This is a genomic window from Microbulbifer hydrolyticus (assembly GCF_009931115.1).
Lineage (GTDB): Bacteria > Pseudomonadota > Gammaproteobacteria > Pseudomonadales > Cellvibrionaceae > Microbulbifer > Microbulbifer hydrolyticus.
Map to the genome: position 1 here is coordinate 4,028,357 of NZ_CP047491.1, position 19,015 is coordinate 4,047,371.

A 19,015-nucleotide genomic window follows, 5' to 3' on the forward strand; every position below is an offset into this window, starting at 1 on the left:
GCGCTCGTTATTGTTTTATCAACAACCAGCTTAGGCATGGCTCAGGGCGCGGGCCATTATTTGTCAGGTAATATGCCCGACAGCCTTCTATTCCGGCACCTGCGCGTGCATCAGGGGGCGGTACAGCAGCGGGTGATCCGACGGCACCGCTTCCAGTTCCAGATCAGTGACCACCCGCTTGCCGTCGTCGCGGTAGATCCTGCCCACCAGCAGCCGCGGCTGCACCAGTTGGGAGGTGGAAGACAGGGTGTCGTTGTACACGGTGAGGTTCACCACGCCCTCATCGGTATTCAGCGCCAGCGGGTAATCGCTGGTGTGGATAAGTCTGCGCGCCAGCTGCCGCCAGTTGTCCGGCAGGGTGCCGTTGGCCTCCAGTCGTTCCAGCATGGCCCAGCCACTGGGATCGTCGCTCTGCAGGGTTTCCATGGCCAGGTACAGGGCAAGGCCACAAGAGAGCGCCATACCGTTGTGCAGCTGCGGGCGCAGGCCATTGGGGCTCATTACCAGCTCGTACATGTTGGGTTCTTCCAGCAGCGCCGGATCGACCCTGGGCAGGAAGAACGCCAGCCAGGCGCGGTTCACCGCAATCACACGGCCGAAGTTGTCCAGCGCGAACGCGGGTTCCGGCTCGGCGCGACGCATGGCGTTCTGCATGGATTTGTTCATCCACACCGCCAGCTCCGGGGTCTCGAATACCGACTGATCGGCCGAGAATCCCGCCGCCGTCAGCAGGTAGGCGCGGTCGCGGGAACTCAGGCCAAAGCAGTCCGCCAGCGCCGCGGCCACCAGACGCGAGGGCTGGGAGCGCCCGGTCTCGAGAAAGCTGATATGGCGGGTGGAAACGCCGAGATCCTCCGACAACTGCTCCTGGGACATCCCGAGGGTTTTGCGCCAGAAGTGCATCATGCGCCCGAAGGCGCTCTCGCTGCGGGATTGATCCGCCAGGCTGGGCGATGTGTTGGTCTTCATAGTGCGGACCTGCGTTATCGGTTGTTCTTCTATTGTCTCCCCGAGGGAGGGCTTCTCGTCGTCGCGTTGGTCAATATAAATCCAATACCGGGCGCAGCCAACCCGGAGTGCGGCTGGTAGAATCACGATCTTTGTCGACACAATTCAGTGGCCCCCAGTGGCCCCCAGCAGTACCCGACCCAGTTGCCACTATGACCAAACTCAATCCCCGCCAGTCGGAAGCCGTAAAGTACATCGACGGTCCCTGTCTGGTACTGGCCGGTGCCGGCTCCGGCAAAACCAGTGTGATTACGCGGAAAATCGCCTATCTGATCGAACAATGCGGCTATCAGGCGCGAAATATCGCCGCACTGACATTTACCAACAAGGCCGCGCGGGAGATGAAGGAACGGGTTGGCAAGCTGATCACCGGCCCCGACGGCAAGAAATCCAAGGCCTCCCACGGCCTCACCGTGTCCACCTTCCACAACCTCGGGCTGAATATCCTGCGCAAGGAGTACCGCGCCGCCGGCTTCAAACCCGGTTTTTCCATTTTCGACTCGGAGGACGCCCGCAGCCTGATCAAGGAACTGATGCTGCGCGACGGCGACCTGGACACCGACCTGCTGGACCGGGTACAGAACCAGATCTCCAACTGGAAGAACGACATGCTGTCTCCGCGCCAGGCACTGGAGCAGGCCCAGAGCCCGGGCGAGCAGGCGATGGCGGTGGCCTATGGCCGCTACTGTGACGCCCTCAAGGCCTACAACTCGGTCGACTTCGACGACCTGATCATGATCCCGGTGCAGCTGTTCGACACCGACCCCGAGTTACTGCAGCGCTGGCGCAGGAAAATCCGCTACCTGCTGGTGGATGAGTATCAGGACACCAACAGCTCCCAGTACCTGCTGGTAAAAATGCTGGTGGGCAGCCGCGGCGGCCTCACCGTGGTGGGTGACGACGACCAGTCCATCTACGCCTGGCGCGGCGCGCGCCCGGAGAACATGAGTCAGCTGAAGCAGGATTACCCCAACCTGCGCCTGATCAAGCTGGAACAGAACTACCGCTCCACCAGCCGTATCCTCAAGGTGGCCAACCACCTGATCGCCCACAACCCGCACGAATTCGACAAGGCGCTGTGGTCCGACAAGGGGCTCGGCGACGAGATCCGCATACTCAAGGTGGCCAACGAAAACGAGGAAGCGGAGCGGGTGGCCAACGAGATCTTTCTGCAGAAGGCCCGTCGCGGCTGCAAGTTTATGGACTTTGCGGTGCTCTACCGGGGCAACCACCAGGCGCGGCTGATCGAGATGAAGCTGCAGGAAAACCAGATTCCCTACCAGATGTCCGGCGGTACGAGCTTTTTCGCGCGCGCCGAAATCAAGGACGTGATGGCCTACCTGCGCCTGCTGGTGAACCCGGACGACGACAACGCCTTTCTGCGCATCATCAACACCCCGCGCCGCCAGATCGGCACCAGCAGCCTGGAGGCTCTGGGCAACTACGCCAAGGGACGCGAGATCTCCATGCTGCGCGCCTGCTCAGAGATGGGCTTCAAGGAGCACATCACCGAAGCGGGCTACGAGCGACTCGACCGCTTCTCCCACTGGCTGGAGGGCGTAGCGCGCAACTGTCGCGACAACAGCCCGGAAACCGCCCTGCGGGAAATGCTCGACGATATCGACTATGCCGGCTGGCTCTCACAAAACGCCAGCAGCGAGAAAGTCGCCGAAAAGCGTATGGAGAATGTCTACTGGCTACTGGATAGCCTGATGAAGACCATGGAGGGCACCGACGATGAGCTGGAGCAGGACGTGCGACTGGAACAGGCCATTTCCAAGCTGATCCTGCGCGACATGCTCGACCGCCAGGAAGAGGAGGAAGCCACTGACAAGGTCAGCCTGATGACCCTGCACGCCTCCAAAGGCCTGGAGTACCCGCATGTGTTCATGATCGGCATGGAAGAAAACCTGTTGCCGCACCGCAACAGCATCGAGGACGACAATATCCAGGAAGAGCGCCGCCTCACCTATGTGGGCATCACCCGCGCGCAGAAAACCCTGACCATGACCCTGGCCGGCAAGCGCAAGATGTTCGGCGAAAACCAGGACACCACCCCCAGCCGCTTCCTGGAGGAGCTGCCGGAAGAGGACTGCCTGTTTGAAGGGTTTGGCAAGGCGACGCCGGAACAGAACCAGGCCAAGGGTGAGGAAATGCTGGGATCGCTGCTCAGCATGTTTGACTGAGGGGCCGAAGGCGCATGGAGCAGCAGCCGCGGCAGCCCACATGACAACCAGAAAGCAAAAAGGCCGCTCCCGGAGCGGCCTTTTTTATGGTTACAGAGTAAGCGATCGCTTACTTGCTGTTTTCCACCATGTAGTCGACAGCAGCTTTCACTTCGTCATCGCTGCAGTCCATGCACAGGCCACGGGCCGGCATCGCGTTGAAGCCATTGATCGCGTGAGTGTACAGGGTATCGATGCCCTTCTCGGCACGCGGTGCCCAGGCTGCCGCATCGGCGAACTTGGGTGCGCCCGCGGCACCGGTGCCGTGACAGCTGAAACAGGCCCCTTTGTACACTTCTTCACCGCTGCGTGTACCACCGGAGGAAGCGCTGGCTGCCGGCGCTGCCGCCGCACACTCATCGCCCTTCATGCAGGTCTTGCCCGCCGGCGCCAGACGCTCAGCGATCTGCTCATCAACAGACTGAGCCACGGCTACTGCCGCACCAGCCACTACGGCCAGTGCCGCTACAAAATTCATTACAACTTTCATCCATTCCCCCTAAAGGCCCTAGCCGGCCCGCAGATTCCGGCGATTTCGCCACAAACCTCTACCAATCAGCGGCGCATTATAAGCATAGCGCCCGCCGCTGCGAAGGCCTGCGCAGCAATAGTCCACCCTCACCGGCCATTTCCCTTTGCCCTGCCACACCCCTTCTGTATAATCCGCCTCCGCGCCGGGGTTACTAACCCCCTGAAATTTGGCGCAATTTCCGCCCGTAGCTCAGCTGGATAGAGCGTCGCCCTCCGGAGGCGAAGGTCAGAGGTTCGAATCCTCTCGGGCGGGCCATATACAAAAAAGGCCACCCAACGGGTGGCCTTTTCTTCGTCGGTGCCAAGCCAGCCGCCACAAGAGGCGGACCAACATTGGCAATGTCAAACTTGGCACATCCCCACTCGCCCTAGGCCTGCTCCCGTTTCTTGGCCCCGCAGCTCGAATTTCGCTCTGAGTCCAACTTGAAGCGGCGCTGATAGCGGGTGATTTGAATGTGACTGTTACTAGGTCCTGGAGGGCTCGACATACTGACGACACCGTGCCCTCCCTTCCCTAAGACCAGCTATAACCACTGATTCGTCACCAGGGGATACGAAAAGCGAACCCCGTCAATCGTAGTAGCGGGAAGACTCGATGAGATAGACTGGCTCAGAGAAGCGTGCCACCTAGTGAGTTATTTTCAATGTATTGAATGTAGATATTTAAAGGCCTAGATTCGACATGTGAAATCGATGAACACGCTGCAGCAGCTTAAAAAATCGGTCGCGCGGAAAATGTTCGATATTTTGCAACAGCAAGGCCATTGATGCTAATAGATAGCCTTCCGAATCATGCATATCACATTCGAGGAGGTCGCAGGCTTTTTTGACTTCGATCGAGTAAGCATTGCCGCGCACACGTAAATCAATACAAATTTTGACAAGGTCAAATATAGCGATACCTTTAAGATTTGAACCAGCCCAATCAATAACAGAGATTTTATACTTGTTATCTTTGGCATTTAATACATTTCCAACCCAAAGGTCATTATGGGCCATAGTAAAGACTGGCTTCCAGCTTTGGCTTTCGATTTTACCGATGAAATTATGGACTCTTTTATCCAGCGTTCCTTTTATCTCTTCAGATGATTGAAGCGCCTTAAGCGGGCTTATAAATACTTCTTCAAGCTCGGCATTCAAAGGTTTTTGTATGGTTTGATGGGTAGCGTTATGCAGCCAGGAAAGTATTTTTTTTCTCAGCGAATAACGTTGAAGTCGACCTAATATTTTATTTCCACTTAGTGGTTTTCTGTAAGGCCATAGTGCGAAGTTAAGACCGTTGATATCGCCATAGTCTAAAGGTGCCAACACCGCTTTCTTTTCGTCTCCCTGCAGGCTGGCTCGAATGTTACTCACTCGTTCGGCGCTTCTCCCTGCAAGATTACCAAACTCAGTCTTGCCGCAAATCAACACGGCTTCCGGTATTCTTTGCTTATTAAAAAGTAGAAATTTTGCTGTATCGTCTAGAACGGCTTTCGGCGCAGCAAGTGGCTTGATGTGCTCGATATCCCAATCATTCAGATTTTTTTTAATAATGGGAGAGAGTTTTTCTATTGCCTCGCTAGGCGCCAGTCCTTGCTCCATTAACAGAGTCTCCATTCTCTAAGGATATATTCGCGAAAATTTGCTTCGCAGAATCTCGTCCAGGCATTTGACGTAACACTAGCTACACGCTAGATTGGTCGATAATGACCCAGGTGCACGATTTTGTCCAGAATGGCGGCTCTACACTACGCCCGCATATGGTGAACCCTATTTAAGGGTTCTGCACAACCTATGATTTTCTGTGGGCGATTAGATTTATACGCTGAAATATAGTTTTACTCGATCGCTTGATAGACTTAGTAAAAGTGCGAATATCGATAATTGGCTTCGCGGCCTCTTGGCCTTTGGCGGTATCATTCGCAGCCTGAGAGAGTGAAGCCTCCAGTCTCATAAGGCTAACATCTGCAGGTGAAAGCTTCATAATAAGCACCGTTTTCGCTTAAGTTATTTTACTTAGGCTTTAGTATCGGCTTTGAGTATTACCGTTGCGTAAAAAAACCTTTAAGTTTATGTGAAGGTTGCGTCTTGATCCGGGCTCAACCCAAATCGAGCCTAATATGGCCCGGCCTGCGTTTGCAGCAGCCTTAGTTGAAGGTTGCGGATGCCTAAGTGGGATTTGTATCAGCCAACTCTTTTTGGCTACGGTATTCTGAATATTCCAGTATTTATCTGCCGCCGCACTTGGCGGTAATCCTTGGCGCAAATTTACCCCCCCCTAGGCCAAACAGGCCGCCCGTAGTTCAGCTGGATAGAGCGTCGCCCTCCGGAGGCGAAGGTCAGGGGTTCGAGCCGGAGGCGCGCAGCGCCGGAGACCAGCAACCGCAGGGAGCTAATCCTCTCGGTCGACGTCTCTCAATTTAGCCCATTCGACCAATCCCCATGCTCCACTCACAAAGGCATAACACTACACAGCCGCGACCAAACAAAGCGAATACTCTCTCCCTCCGTGACCGCCTCTATATTTACCCGAAACGGCAAGCGCTAAAATACCCTCTTATTATCCTCAACCTCCATCACCGGAAAACATGGCTCGCCCAAAGTACATATTCCAGCGCACCGTCAAACTCGCTCTATGGCTGGGCACCGCTTTTGCTGTCACCAGTACACTGCTGGTACTCACACTCCGCTGGGTCAACCCGCCCTCCTCCATGGTCATTCAGCACTGGCAAATTGAGCACGGCCGCAACGCGCAACAGGTATGGCAACCGCTGGAAAATATTTCGCCCAACCTGCAAATGGCGGTCATCGCTGCGGAGGACCAGAAGTTCCCGCAGCATTTCGGATTCGACTTCGGCTCGCTGCAAAAAGCCTTCAGTGAAAACCGCAAGCGCACCCGTGGTGCCAGCACCATCACCCAGCAGACGGCCAAAAATTTGTTTTTGTGGAACGGGCGCAGCTATGTACGCAAAGGCTTGGAAGCCTGGTTTACCCTGCTAATGGAGCTGCTGTGGCCGAAGCAGCGAATTCTGGAGGTGTACCTGAATATTGCCGAATTCGACGAGGGTGTTTATGGCGCAGAAGCCGCGGCGCGTCACCATTTCGGCAATTCTGCCCGGCACCTCAGCCGCTGGCAGTCCGGACTGCTGGCAGCCGTACTGCCGAGCCCCAGACGCATGTCGGCCAGCTACCCATCCGAGTATGTACAGGGCCGTGCCCATACCATCAACCGCCAGGCGCGACAGCTGGGCGGCGCTCGCTATGTCGATTCGCTGTAAATGTAAAAGCCGGGTAGCCTTCGTTATTACCACGATACTTCTGCCGATAGGTTCATTGCATTCAACGAAACGCTGGCCACTCGCCGCGCAAGCGGTCTAACTCACCTTCTTCTCGCCCCTCCTATACACACTCTTTCCACAACCTTTATCGACAGCCGGGGTTACCCACAGTTTCTCGGGGCAGACCTGTGAATATCGACTGGATATCCCCCAGCACCCTCGCCATGCCACACGCTCCGCAAAGCGGTCGAAATTACGCCACCTTGCGGATAACATCGACCCATAATGTAAAACCGGTATCCCCAATGAATCACGCCGTACACCTTGCCCTTCCCGCCCTGGTCCTGCTGCTTGCCGCGTGCAAGCCCGTACAGTTTGGTGGTGGCACCGAACTGCCCGACGGCTCGGTATACAACGGCGAGATGGAGGGCGGTCTGTTCCACGGCGAGGGCGAACTGATCTGGCCCGACGGCCGCGAGTACCGGGGCGGTTTCAGAAAAGGAATGCTGGGAGGCCAGGGCAAATTTACCTACGCCGACGGCTGTATCTATGAGGGCGAGTTTGCCAGGGGCGACTTCAACGGTCCGGGCCGCTACACCTGCGAGGACACGATCTGGGCGGGCAACTTCCAGCAGGGAGACCTGGCCGAGGGAACCATTACCTGGGTGGGCTTCGGCACCTATACCGGAGAATTGCAGGACTTTCAGCCTCACGGCGAAGGCACTCTGGCCTTTGACGAAGGCACCGCCATCCGCGCCCGATTCGAATCCGGCCAGGCGAATGGCAAGGGCATTCGCGAATACACAGGGGCGGATGGCACCCTGCACGAGGAGCCGGGCTACTTCGTCAACGATCAGTACTATGCCAGTAAAGATGCGTGGCAACGCGGGGTAACGGAGGCGCAAAGCACTCTGGAGTCCCGCCTGTACAGCGAAGCTGAGCGCTTGCAGACGGCCCTGTCGAATATTGCCCCGCAGCGTCCCGGCGTGAGAGATGTATATACCCTGATCGTGGGCGGCGATGGCACCCAGGGTGTATTCGAGCGAGAGGTCCACTGGGTGGCAGACAGGCTCGACACGGCACTCGATACGCAACAGCGCCAGATCCGCCTGAGCAATGGCAGTGACGCACTTCCTCTTGCAACACGCACCAGTATACGGACAAGCCTGCAGGCGCTGGACGCGGTAATGAACCCGGAAGAGGACTTGTTACTGGTGCACCTGGTCAGTCATGGCGATGCCAACGGCAGCCTGTACCTCGACGACTCAAGCATGGCACTGAACGATCTCTCCGTCGCCGATGGCAAGCAGTGGCTCGATGCACTCAAGGCACAACACCAGTGGATCGTGGTCTCCGCCTGTTACTCCGGACACTGGAAAGACGCACTGGCAACACCAAGCCGGGTGGTATTTACCTCCGCCGCCAGTGATCGCACGTCCTTCGGTTGTAGCAATGACTCCGAGCGCACCTGGTTCAGTGCCGCGCTCTATGGCGCTGCACTGGATGATGGCGTGCACGACCCCGCCGACTGGTTTGTCGCGGCAAACCAGCGCGTTACCGAGATGGAAAAAGAGCAGGGCATCGACGAAGAGTCTCACTCACTGCCCCAGCATGCGATTGGCCGCGAATTCTCACAGTGGTGGCACAGCCCGGCCACGGCGCGACGTTGAGCACTACCTTGCCCATCGATTGCCCACTGGGCGACAGTCCAGTGCATCGTGGGGCTGCGCAAAAGAAATACTCCCGCACAACAAACGGGGGCGGCCAGTGGGCGCAAGCTCGGCACAGGACTCCCGCTGGATCTATCAACCTATAGGATCGAGCACAAGGTGTCGCGGCCGTCCATTCAGTTGTTCGCGCTTAGGATTGCAGGTCAGCGCGTAAAACGAATAAAGCTTGTGGCGGTCAGGCGGCCGGCGCGGGGATCAGCGGACAGCCCTGTGGTGGCGTTTATCAGGCCGGAGTGCAATTGGTTGCCGCGGTAGATCAGCGCACGGTTGAACTGTGCATCGAAGCGAGCCGTCTGCACGAACAGCTGGCTGTCGCCGCTGGTATAGCCCTGCGGCGGCGAAGCCATTACCTGCTGTTTGAGCGCGGCAGCGTAGCCATACAGTCGATCCGCGTCGATGGACTCAAAGCCGCTGGCGCGGTGTCGATAGAAAGCGGTACCGCCGAGCTGCGGTGGACACAGGTAGTGCACCACCGCCAGCTGATTCGGGTCACTGCTGTCGAAATGCGGCAACCGCTGGATTGGGCGCAGTTTCTCCGCCGGCGTCGTGGCAATGGACAGGGCGCACAGTAGCGGCTCGGCGGCGGCCGTGCTGGGCAGCTGAAAGACCTCGCGCAGGGTCTTGTCCAGGGTTGCACACAGATTTTCAGTGTAGGCCGATGGCAGCGGCTTGCGCAGGCCCGGGTAGTAGTCACCTGCGCGGGCACTGAAGCCCGGTGCCGCAGCGGCATATTCCAACAGCAATTCCGGCTCCGCCGCCAGGCCGTCCACCACCAGCACCGGCAGCTGCTCGTTGCCGACGGATACGACTTCGCACCGCGGCTCTGCCGCGCAGGCGAATTTCCCGACGCCGGTTTCCATTTCCACCCTCAAGCGGCCGCGGTGGCTTCGCGACGATTGCGGCGCTCGATCAGCGCGTAGATATGGCCGAGGGATGTGAGCATGGTGTGAATACGGGCCAGATCGCCGCTGACGTGGAGCTGCTGCAGTGGTTCGCCGGCGAGCGCTTGCAGTTTTTTCTCGTCCACCGTATAGAGCCCCTCGACCCGCTGCGCCTTGCCGTCGGCAAAGGTCACCTCAAGGTGCATTGGTATAATCAACTCCAGTTGCTGTAATTGCTGTACAAACTCGGCGCTCTGTTTTTCGCCATCGAGCAACTGTGCCAGCATGCCCTGAATCTTCTGGAGGTAGGCCGTAGCCTTGCCATCTTCGTCAAACAGTCGCTCACCGGCCCCTTCGCTGCACGCGCAAGGGCTGTGTGCATCGACGCACACCATCGGCTGGCCGTCGTCACCGCTGCCGACAAAGAATGGCTGGCGGGCGATATTCAGCGGCGTATACAGTGAGTCCCAACGGCCGTCCTGCCAGTACAGATTTTCCCCGTCGGCGAACCCGAATAGCGCAACGCAGACAAACTGGCCGGTTTCGGCATTTTTGGTTAGCACGATCGGATAGTCGATCGCCAGTTTCAGAAATTCCCCCGGCATCACCGGGACCATGCGGAGATTTGCACCCTGCCGCTCTATTTTGCCGGTGTCGATACGGAGTTCTCGGTGGTGCTCACTGTTCAGCGCTACCAGTCTTGTCATATTCGATACCTCGAAATTCTTGTTGTTATCGCAATCAAGTCAGATGGCCTGCAGGCCGTACTGGTGAATTTTTTCCAGCAGTTCGCGGTGTTTCGGCAGCGCAGCCAGCGCGCGGGCGGTGGCTTTCTGGTTACTGACAAAATGTTCCGCCGCCGCACTCTCGTCGCGCAGTGTATGGGCCAGGCTGCCGATCTCCGTCTCGAAGCCCATGCCGTAGAGCACATACTGGTAACTGGCCGCGGGAAACACCTCGTTGTTGCTGGTGAAATCGAAGTCCGCCGGTGGGCGGTGGCGCCACAGGGCCAGCAGCTCGCTGAGACTGTCCGGCACCGTGGCGGGATCGCGGTTGTCGCGCCAGAACTCCTCCTCGCGACGGCTCAGGAGGTAGTGCAGCTTGAGGAAATCCACGATGCGATCCCATCGGTAGCGGAAGGTTTCGTTGAAGCGACGCGCGGTGATATCCATAACATCGCGTCGCGCCGGCAGCTGTTCGGCGATCATCTCCGCGGACAGCTCCACCAGCACCAGTGCCGACGCCTCAAGCGGCTCCAGGAAGCCCGCCGACAGGCCCACCGCTACGCAGTTGTTGATCCAGAACTTTTCCCGGTGGCCGCAGTGAATGGGTATCTCGCGCACCGACAGTTTCTCGATCGCCGGGCCCACGTTAGCTCCACCTAAATAGTCGCGCAACCGCTGCTGCGCGGCTTCGTCGGAAGTGTGATTACTGGAGTACACATAGCCGACGCCGCGGCGACAGGTCAGACCAATGTCCCAGATCCAGCCGGCATCCTGGGCGGTAGAAATGGTGTGGCAGGCGATGGGGTCGTCTTCATGTTCGTAGGGCACCTGCACCGCCAGTGCGCGGTCGATAAACAGCACATCGCTGCGGTCGATAAATGGCACCCGATAATGGCCACCTAACAAGCGCGAGGAAAAGCCGGTGCAGTCGACAAATAAATCGCCGGCCAGCACACCGGAGTTGCGCGTGTTCAGGGATTCGATATCGCCATTCGCCAAGGTGTTGACCGACAGCACCTCGTCGCGCAGGTGCCTGACGCCCAGTTTTTGCGTGCTATGACGCTCCAGCAGTTGTGCGAACTTACCCGCATCCAGGTGGTACGCGTAATTGGCGACCGAGGCGAACTCCGGCGTGGTCATCTGCTTTGGTGCCAGGCCGCGCTCGCACAACTGTTCCTGGTAGCAGACCGCATTGGAAAAGGACTGACCCTGCGCTTTCAGGTCGCGCTGCCAGTAGGGAGCCAGGTGCATTTTGGTAAAGCCCTGAGGCAGCACCAGCGGGTGATAGTAGAAATCGTCGTCATCACCGCTGACCCAGCGCGCGAACTTGGCGCCCTGTTTGAAGGTGGCGCCACACTCGCGCAGGAATTCACTCTCGGCGATGCCCAGCTTGCGCAGTGTGTTACGCATGGTCGGCCAGGTACCCTCGCCGACGCCAACAGCGGGAATATTCGGAGCCTCGACGAGCGTGACCTGCACACCCTCATCGCCTCCATGCAGGGCGGCAAGGCGCCCGGCGACGATCCAGCCGGCGGTACCGCCGCCGACCACCACCACGGATTTTATCGGTTTGTCTGTCGGTTCTGTCATGGCCGATCTCGTTATTGAACGAATCTGTGTCGTTAGCAAAAAGGGCCGCGACCCGTACCGGGCGGCGGCCAATGGGAGTGGCGTTAACGCCTGTATTCGGGACTCCCTATCCCGCAGATCCACAAAGATTATGCGCGCGTTACCCCACCCGCTAGGGGAAGGCCGCGACGGAAACAGCTCCGCCGCGGCACGGGGAAAGCGCGGATTTCCCCGTTAGAAGGTCGCTCTCAAACCAAGCGCAAAGCGCCGGCCGCTGTCTTCTGCCAGCAGGAAATGGTTGCTGTAACGACCGTGCTTGAGCAGCGTCTCTTCAGTCAGGTTCAACCCTTCAAAGAACACGGTGATGCTATCGCTGACGTCGTAGCTGGCACTCAGATCCCACTGCTGGTATTCATCAACGAAGGTCGGCTCGCCACTGACATTCTGCACCAGGGACTGCAGGAACTCGTCGCGCCAGTTCCACGCCAGACGCGCCTGGAAGGGGCCATTCTCGTAGTAGCCAACCAGGTTGACGGAGTCGCTGAGACCGGTCAGCGCGAAGGTCTGAGTCACATCGTCGACATCCAGCTCCGCATCGCTATTTACCAGGGTGGCGTTCGCGATAACCCCAAAACCGGTGTCGGCAAAGCTGTGCTGTATCGCCAGTTCCAGGCCATCCACCGCAGCACTTTCACCGTTGCTGGGTTTGGTCAGGGTAAACATCGCCACGCCATCGTTGGCATCCACCGCATTCTGCGGATCCTCGCCCGGGGCAATACCGGTGATATCACCGGTAGAGGGATCGGTCACCAGCTCACCCGCGCTGTTGGTGAAGGTCTGGCCTTCGGTGCTGCTGATGATGAAGTTCTCCACATCCTTGCGGAAGTAACCCACGGACACATAGCTGCTGTCGCCGTAATAGTACTCGAGGGAAAGATCCAGGTTGTCGGAGGCGAAGGGCTCCAGAGCCTGGTTACCGGAGCTGGAACGCAGGTTGCCGCCCTGGCGGGTGGTATTGATCACCGTGACCGGCGACAACTGGTCCAGAGTCGGACGTGTAAGGCTGCGCGAGGCCGCGAAGCGGACCACCAATTCATCGGTGATGTCCAGTTTCACATCCATATTCGGCAGCACCGCATTGTAGCTGGAATCGGCACTGAGGGATTCGGCCTCGCCCATCACCGCTTGCAACTCGGTCAGGTCGAGAATATCCAGGCGCTCCAACGGCGACTCGGTGCCCTCGACGGTGACATCAGTGCTCTCTACGCGCACACCGGTGTGCGCGGTCAGCGGCATGCTCGCCAGCTCGCCGGCAAATTCCAGTTCCAGGTAACCAGCGAGGATATTTTCCTCCACCTCGTAAGAATTATTGCGACGCACCGCGTCGTAGCTGATACCGGCAATATCCTCAAGATAGGCAAACAGTTGCTCGCCGTCGTGTCCCAACCACTGGGTGGTCAGGTTTTCGCTACCGCTGATATCACCGAGGAAATCGGAGCCGGCGTCGAACACGGTCATGTATTCGTCGGGAATATCAATACCTTCCGGGTAGCCGCAGAAGGTGCAGTGCACACCGTTGGCCTCGTCGGTAAGGCGCACATTTTCCTTGGTCTGTTGTGAGTAGAGCACACCGAATTTGGCCATGGTGAGGCCGCTGGAACTGCCCTCGTCCCAGGTGCCGTCAAAGCGGAACTGGTTTACCCGGTCTTCGGTGGCCCAACCGCGACGCAACATCACGTGCGCGCGGCCGTTGCTCGGATCCAGATAATCGGCCACCCCTGCCTGTACGCCGTCGGCGTTGTAAATCGTGCTGTCGGCAGACTGGAATTCGCTGGAGTACGGCAGTATTTGCCCATCGATCAGCTGCAGGCGCGAACGGTTCAGGTAGCCGATCAGCGACAGCTGGTTCTCGCCGCCGTTGTTGCCGGCGCGCTCGGCACGGGAACTGGAGGCATCGAAGCGGAGATTCAGGTTTTCGCTCGCTGCCCAGTCGACATTGACCCCGAATTGGGAGGTCTCGGTCAGGCGATCGAATTTTTTCGCGTGGAAGTCGGTTGCATGCCCCACCTCCTGGAACATATCGATGGCGGTGCCGTTCTCGTCGAGCACGATATTTTCCAGGTTGTCGGCGGTGAACCAGTGGCCGAAGGAGGTGGCGTCGGTCTCGATATCGAAGTCCGAGTAGATGCCATCAACGGTCACCTGCAGCTCGTCGGTGGGCGCAAACTGCAGCACCAGGTTGCCGTTGGTGCGGGTGCGCTCTTCGAAAGTCACCTTGGTATCAAAGTTCTGCGGGATAAAGGTGTTCTGCGAGCGGCTGGCGGAAGCGTCAATCTCGCTCGGGTCCACATTGCCCAGCACATTGGTGAGCCAGCCATCGGTCTGCGCCTGGTTCAGGCGGGTGCTGCGTTCCTGGTGGGACAGGGACAACAGCACACCAAACTTGCCATCGGCAAAGGTGTTGCTGACCAGGCCGGAAACCTGCGGTGACGACTCGCCACTGTTTTCGTCGTACAGGCTCTTGGCACTACCGGCGACCTTCAGTCCGTTGAAGTCGAACGGGCGCGCAGTAGTAACATTGACCGTGGCGCCGACGCCGCCGGACTGGTGGCTGGCAGTGGAGGTTTTGTGTACCGCGATGCCTTTCACCATCTCAGACGCGAGGGTATCAAAGCTGAATTCCCGGCCCTGGTTCTCGGTGGCTATCTGACGACCATTGATCAACACGGTGTTGAACTGCGGACCGAAGCCGCGCACGGTGATCAGCTGGCCCTCGCCGCCTGAGCGGTCGATGGAAACCCCGGTGATACGCTGCAGAGATTCCGCCACATTGGTATCGGGGAACTTGCCGATGTCTTCAGCGGAGATGGCATCTACTACGCCGCTGCCGTCACGCTTGACATCCACTGCTCGCTGCAGGCTGGCGCGGATGCCGGTAACCGCAACTTCCTCAATAGTATTGTTCGCTTGAGATGCATCATCGCTCTGTGCCTGGGCGCCGGCGCCGGTCATGGCTGCCAAAACCGAGAGAATGGCGCTGGACAACTGTTTCTTCTTATACACTGTGCTCGACCCTCCAATGGGATGTCCCGCTGTTATTGTCAGCTGGCCACCGTCGCCCACCGTCGCCCTGAGGCCGGTACCCTTAAGCAGTATCGCAACCGCCTCCTCAATCGGGTAAGTCCCCACCAGCCGCTGCGCCTCGATTTCCCGCACCTCATCAAAGGGGAAGATCAGAGTCACATCGGCCTGTTCGGCAAATTCGGTGAGCGCGATGTCCGCTCTCTGCCGGGGAATGTTGAAGGGAGATGTTTCGTGTCGGCGAGCGCTATCCGCCAGCAATGATGAGGAACTCATCATCAGCAGGCTGAACGTCAAACACTGAAATAAAGCCCTGTCGTCTTTCCCCGTCGCCGCCGCTGTTGTTGGTGTAGCGGCGGCGTGGTTAGAAGACGACTCGGCTGAAAATTTCCGCCATTGGGTCACAGGTTTTTATGCATCTAGTTATTATTTTTTTCTGTTTTTCTCTCGCGCAAAGCTGGAAAAGAGTTCGCTGACTCTCCTCCCCATTCGGGTCGAACAGCGGAACAGTTTCCACCGCGGACACACCCGGTAAATAGTACCAGTTCCGCGGCGGCGCCGATTCAATTGTCCGCACGGATATTGTGTAGCAGTGCCGGGCGAACCGCCTCCCCCTCTACAGGGGCTTGCTCAACGCGCCCGCAACACTACCGTCTGCGCATCGATGCGCTCACTGGCGATATCGAAGTTGCTGTCCAGGGTACCGAGCAGCCCCTTGACGTCACCGGTGCGGAACAGCCCGGCCACGCGCACGTCTTTCAACTGTTCGTCCTCGATTCTGAACTGCACCGAGGTATAGCGGCTGATTTCGGCCATCGCCTGTTCCAGCGGCTCACCGCGGAACACCAGGTTGCCGCTGCGCCATGACAGCTTCGCATCCATATCCGCCGGCTCAATCTTTTCCACCTGTGACCGCTGCGGCCGCCGCGCGCTCATCAGCAGCCGCTCGCCCCGGGATACCGCGGTAGCGGTTTCAGGCAGCGGCTGCGGCTCCCGCCGCACCCGCTTGGGATCTTCGTCCTCGCGATCGGCGACCCGCACTTTGCCCTCGGTAACGATCAGTTCCACGCGCTGGTCCCGCAGCAGCTGCACGTTGAAGGCAGTACCCACCGCCTGCACCACGCGACCGGCGGCCAGCACACTAAGCGGGCGCTGCTTGTCGTGGGCCACCTGCACGTTCAGCTCACCCCGCTCCAGCTCGATCAGGCGGCTGGCCGCACTGTAGCGCACACGCACCAGGCTGTCGGTGTTGAGCACCAGCACCGAGCCGTCCGGCAGGTTGACCGTGGAGTGCTCGCCGATCGCCGTCTCGTATAGCTTGTCGACATTGGAGGCAAGCCGGGTATCGGGCAGCGACAACGCACCCGGCAGGGCGCCGGACTGCCACAGAACCGCGCCCACCAGCAGCAATACCGAGGCAGCCGCCGCCAGCCAGCCGCTGACCAGTGACCCGGGAGCGGAGCGCGATTTTTTCTCTGCCGCCGGCGGAAACAGATCGGCGAGCCTGGACAACGCGTCCATCTTGTCCCAAAGCTCCGCCACCTGCATAAACGTGTCGTGGTTCTCGCGACTGGCCGCGAGCCAGCGCTGGAATTCAAGGGTTTCCGCTTCGCTCAGAGTGCGGTCGAATTTTGCCAGCCATTCACTGGCCTCATCCAGGCAGCGCTCAGGGTCGGGCAGTTGATAGACGTTGCTCATGGCTGCCCCCCAGCCTTGGAGGCACCGGCAGTCGAGTTATTGTTGCGCTGCTGCAGCATAAACAGGGTGCAGCGCTTGATCCCTGTGGCGATATGTTTTTCCACCGTACTCTCGCTGATATTCAGCTCGCGGGCGATTTCCCGCTGCGAATAGCCGTAGACCTTTTTCAACACAAAGGCGCGGCGGCACTGGATTGGCAGCTGCCGTACCGCCTCGCAGAAGTGCGCGAACTCCTCGTTACTGGCCACCGCCTCGAAGGTGCGATCACGTGCGTGACTCACGTCGATCCCGAGGTCGAGCTCTTCGTCCATACTCACCGTCAGCCGCGACTCGGCGCGCTTCACGTAATCGAGCGCCAGATTGCGCGCGGTGCGCAGCATAAACGAGCGCGGCTGCTCAATCTTGCCCCGCTTCGCCGCCTGGCAGACCCGCACATAGGTCTCCTGGACGATATCCTCGATCTCCTTCGGCGGCGCAATACTGGAAACCAGCCGCGCCAGGCTGCCGCGAACACCGAGGAAGATGTTCACCAGCGTGTCATCATTCGCCATAAAACCGCTCGATTTTATTGAAATTATTCTATCTCCACGCGAATAGACGACTCAGGAAAAATTTTCCCCCAGTACCCGCGAGAAATTTTTAAAAATAACCGCCACACCGCTGTTTGCCCTTTTTTCCGTCGCAGAAATCGGTTTAGATTCGGCCGGAACGCCGAGCGAACTCGCTCCGCGGCCCCCCTTCGGGTAAAACAATAATGAGATTATTCCCCCACAGGAGTCCCCCCATGTCTGCGGAAAACCTGCACCAGATACGCCTGCTTACCCTGGTCGCCTGTCTTGGCGGCCTGCTGTTCGGCTACGACACCGCGGTCATCTCCGGCGCCGTAGGCTCACTGAAAAGCCAGTTTATCCTGCCGCTGGCGCTGGGCGAGGCCCAGGCCAACTCGCTGCTGGGGTTTGTGGTGTCCAGCGCGCTGATCGGCTGCATTCTCGGTGGTGTGATCGGCGGTTACCTCAGTCACCGCTTCGGTCGTCGCAAGCTTCTGCTGCTGAGCGCGGCGCTGTTTAGCCTGTCGGCGCTGGGCTCGGCCTTTCCGGAGCTGGGCTTCGCCGCGATCGGCAGCAACTATATCGCGCTGGAACAGTTTGTCTTCTACCGCATCATCGGCGGCATTGGCGTCGGTATGGCCTCGATGCTGTCGCCGATGTATATCGCCGAGATAGCACCGGCCAATGCCCGCGGGCGCCTGGTGTCTTACAACCAGATGGCCATCGTCAGCGGCATCGTCGGTGTCTACTTCGTCAACTACAGTATCGCTTTACAGGGCGACACGGCCTGGAATCAGGCTTGGGGCTGGCGCTGGATGTTCGCTTCCGAGCTGCTGCCGGCACTGCTGTTTTTCACCCTGCTGCTACGGGTGCCGGAGAGCCCGCGCTGGCTGGCGCTGAATGGCCACAGCGAGCAGGCGCTGGCGACCCTGACCCGGCTGCAAGGCGCGGATGCCGCGGCCGCCTCCATGCGTGAGATCCTGAGCTCCAGCAAACAGGTCAGCGGCAAGTTGCTGTCGTTCGGTGCCGGCCTGCTGCTGATTGGCATCATGCTGTCCGCGTTCCAGCAGTTCGTGGGTATCAATGTGGTGCTCTACTATGCCCCGGAAATCTTCAAGAGCATGGGATCCGGCACCAACGCGGCGATGCTGCAAACGGTGGTGGTGGGCACCATCAACGTGCTGTTCACCCTGGTAGCGATCAAAACCGTCGACCGCTTCGGGCGCAAGCCGCTGATGATCTCCGGCGCCCTGGGCATGGCGGTGGCCATGCTGGCCTTGGGTACCAGCTTCGCCCTTCAGGCCACCGGCACCGCCGCGCTGTTGTTCATGCTGCTCTACGTGGCCTGCTTCGCCTACTCCTGGGGCCCGGTGTGCTGGGTGCTGCTGGCGGAGATCTTCCCTAACAGCATCCGTAGCAAGGCGCTCGCCGTAGCGGTGGCCGCGCAGTGGATCGCCAATTACCTGGTGTCCTGGACCTTCCCGATGATGGATGGCAACACCGCCCTGATCGAACGCTTCCACCACGGCTTTGCTTATTGGCTCTACGGCCTGATGGCACTGATAGCCGCAGGCCTGGTGTGGAAACTGCTACCGGAAACCAAGGGCAAGACGCTCGAGGAGATGGAGGAGTTGTGGCGCCCACAGCCGGCCAATCCCGGCAACCGTGAGCCGCAGCCGCAGCACTGAGCGTCACCGCAAAATTCGCTAACCGAAAGTCGTGGCCGCTTCAGGAAAAGGCACTGCATTGCAGTGCCTTT

13 protein-coding genes and 1 tRNA gene are annotated in these 19,015 nt (G+C 59.0%); 5 read left to right on the forward strand and 9 right to left on the reverse strand.

Going from position 1 to position 19,015, the window contains the following annotated elements:
* Positions 1 to 87 precede the first annotated feature (87 nt).
* A complete protein-coding gene (locus tag GTQ55_RS17005) occupies positions 88 to 969 on the reverse strand; it encodes a helix-turn-helix domain-containing protein (RefSeq protein ID WP_161859799.1) in 882 nt (293 codons plus the stop codon).
* Positions 970 to 1,160: 191 nt separating this feature from the next.
* On the opposite strand from GTQ55_RS17005, the gene rep reads away from it, so the two are divergent.
* Positions 1,161 to 3,194 carry a DNA helicase Rep gene (gene rep / locus GTQ55_RS17010; RefSeq protein ID WP_161859800.1) on the forward strand — a complete coding sequence of 678 codons (2,034 nt, stop codon included), beginning with the start codon at positions 1,161 to 1,163 and terminating at the stop codon, positions 3,192 to 3,194.
* A gap of 109 nt (positions 3,195 to 3,303) precedes the next feature.
* Here rep and GTQ55_RS17015 read toward each other — a convergent pair whose 3' ends face one another.
* Positions 3,304 to 3,723, reverse strand: coding sequence for a c-type cytochrome (locus GTQ55_RS17015; RefSeq protein WP_161859801.1), 420 nt, complete (start codon positions 3,721 to 3,723; stop codon positions 3,304 to 3,306).
* A 220-nt stretch (positions 3,724 to 3,943) separates the two neighbouring features.
* Here GTQ55_RS17015 and GTQ55_RS17020 point away from each other — a divergent pair.
* Positions 3,944 to 4,020 (forward strand) — tRNA-Arg (locus GTQ55_RS17020).
* A 407-nt stretch (positions 4,021 to 4,427) separates the two neighbouring features.
* On the opposite strand, the gene GTQ55_RS17025 is transcribed toward GTQ55_RS17020, so the two are convergent.
* On the reverse strand, positions 4,428 to 5,348 hold the full coding sequence (locus GTQ55_RS17025; RefSeq protein WP_161859802.1) for a protein kinase family protein: 921 nt from the start codon (positions 5,346 to 5,348) through the stop codon (positions 4,428 to 4,430).
* Positions 5,349 to 6,334: 986 nt separating this feature from the next.
* On the opposite strand from GTQ55_RS17025, the gene mtgA reads away from it, so the two are divergent.
* Together mtgA and GTQ55_RS17035 are read left to right on the forward strand one after the other, a co-directional pair.
* Positions 6,335 to 7,024, forward strand: a complete 690-nt coding sequence (gene mtgA / locus GTQ55_RS17030; RefSeq protein WP_161859803.1) for a monofunctional biosynthetic peptidoglycan transglycosylase — start codon at positions 6,335 to 6,337, stop codon at positions 7,022 to 7,024.
* A gap of 305 nt (positions 7,025 to 7,329) precedes the next feature.
* A complete protein-coding gene (locus GTQ55_RS17035; protein WP_161859804.1) occupies positions 7,330 to 8,694 on the forward strand; it encodes a C13 family peptidase in 1,365 nt (454 codons plus the stop codon).
* Positions 8,695 to 8,897: 203 nt separating this feature from the next.
* Here the strand turns inward: GTQ55_RS17035 and GTQ55_RS17040 are convergent, their stop codons facing one another.
* From GTQ55_RS17040 to GTQ55_RS17065, 6 genes are all read right to left on the reverse strand, one after another.
* On the reverse strand, positions 8,898 to 9,614 hold the full coding sequence (locus GTQ55_RS17040) for a DUF6445 family protein (protein WP_161859805.1): 717 nt from the start codon (positions 9,612 to 9,614) through the stop codon (positions 8,898 to 8,900).
* A gap of 8 nt (positions 9,615 to 9,622) precedes the next feature.
* Positions 9,623 to 10,342 (reverse strand): SapC family protein, encoded by a 720-nt coding sequence (locus tag GTQ55_RS17045; RefSeq protein ID WP_161859806.1) that lies wholly within the window; start codon positions 10,340 to 10,342, stop codon positions 9,623 to 9,625.
* A gap of 39 nt (positions 10,343 to 10,381) precedes the next feature.
* A complete protein-coding gene (locus GTQ55_RS17050) occupies positions 10,382 to 11,950 on the reverse strand; it encodes a tryptophan halogenase family protein (RefSeq protein WP_161859807.1) in 1,569 nt (522 codons plus the stop codon).
* Between the two features lie 213 nt (positions 11,951 to 12,163).
* Complete coding sequence (locus GTQ55_RS17055) at positions 12,164 to 15,289, reverse strand: TonB-dependent receptor (RefSeq protein WP_202620643.1); 3,126 nt, start codon at positions 15,287 to 15,289, stop codon at positions 12,164 to 12,166.
* 351 nt (positions 15,290 to 15,640) lie between these two features.
* Positions 15,641 to 16,708, reverse strand: a complete 1,068-nt coding sequence (locus tag GTQ55_RS17060; RefSeq protein WP_161859808.1) for a FecR family protein — start codon at positions 16,706 to 16,708, stop codon at positions 15,641 to 15,643.
* On the reverse strand, positions 16,705 to 17,259 hold the full coding sequence (locus GTQ55_RS17065; RefSeq protein WP_161859809.1) for an RNA polymerase sigma factor: 555 nt from the start codon (positions 17,257 to 17,259) through the stop codon (positions 16,705 to 16,707). The genes GTQ55_RS17060 and GTQ55_RS17065 overlap by 4 nt, the downstream gene beginning before the upstream one ends.
* Positions 17,260 to 17,492: 233 nt before the next feature.
* On the opposite strand from GTQ55_RS17065, the gene xylE reads away from it, so the two are divergent.
* Positions 17,493 to 18,944 carry a D-xylose transporter XylE gene (gene xylE / locus GTQ55_RS17070; RefSeq protein WP_161859810.1) on the forward strand — a complete coding sequence of 484 codons (1,452 nt, stop codon included), beginning with the start codon at positions 17,493 to 17,495 and terminating at the stop codon, positions 18,942 to 18,944.
* Positions 18,945 to 19,015: the final 71 nt, after the last annotated feature.

Excerpts from the sequence above, each read along its gene's own strand:
- GTQ55_RS17005 (WP_161859799.1), bottom strand. The coding sequence starts at position 969 with ATGAAGACCAACACATCGCCCAGCCTGGCGGATCAATCCCGCAGCGAG.
- rep (WP_161859800.1), top strand. The coding sequence starts at position 1,161 with ATGACCAAACTCAATCCCCGCCAGTCGGAAGCCGTAAAGTACATCGAC.
- GTQ55_RS17015 (WP_161859801.1), bottom strand. The coding sequence starts at position 3,723 with ATGAAAGTTGTAATGAATTTTGTAGCGGCACTGGCCGTAGTGGCTGGT.
- GTQ55_RS17025 (WP_161859802.1), bottom strand. The coding sequence starts at position 5,348 with ATGGAGCAAGGACTGGCGCCTAGCGAGGCAATAGAAAAACTCTCTCCC.
- mtgA (WP_161859803.1), top strand. The coding sequence starts at position 6,335 with ATGGCTCGCCCAAAGTACATATTCCAGCGCACCGTCAAACTCGCTCTA.
- GTQ55_RS17035 (WP_161859804.1), top strand. The coding sequence starts at position 7,330 with ATGAATCACGCCGTACACCTTGCCCTTCCCGCCCTGGTCCTGCTGCTT.
- GTQ55_RS17040 (WP_161859805.1), bottom strand. The coding sequence starts at position 9,614 with ATGGAAACCGGCGTCGGGAAATTCGCCTGCGCGGCAGAGCCGCGGTGC.
- GTQ55_RS17045 (WP_161859806.1), bottom strand. The coding sequence starts at position 10,342 with ATGACAAGACTGGTAGCGCTGAACAGTGAGCACCACCGAGAACTCCGT.
- GTQ55_RS17050 (WP_161859807.1), bottom strand. The coding sequence starts at position 11,950 with ATGACAGAACCGACAGACAAACCGATAAAATCCGTGGTGGTGGTCGGC.
- GTQ55_RS17055 (WP_202620643.1), bottom strand. The coding sequence starts at position 15,289 with ATGATGAGTTCCTCATCATTGCTGGCGGATAGCGCTCGCCGACACGAA.
- GTQ55_RS17060 (WP_161859808.1), bottom strand. The coding sequence starts at position 16,708 with ATGAGCAACGTCTATCAACTGCCCGACCCTGAGCGCTGCCTGGATGAG.
- GTQ55_RS17065 (WP_161859809.1), bottom strand. The coding sequence starts at position 17,259 with ATGGCGAATGATGACACGCTGGTGAACATCTTCCTCGGTGTTCGCGGC.
- xylE (WP_161859810.1), top strand. The coding sequence starts at position 17,493 with ATGTCTGCGGAAAACCTGCACCAGATACGCCTGCTTACCCTGGTCGCC.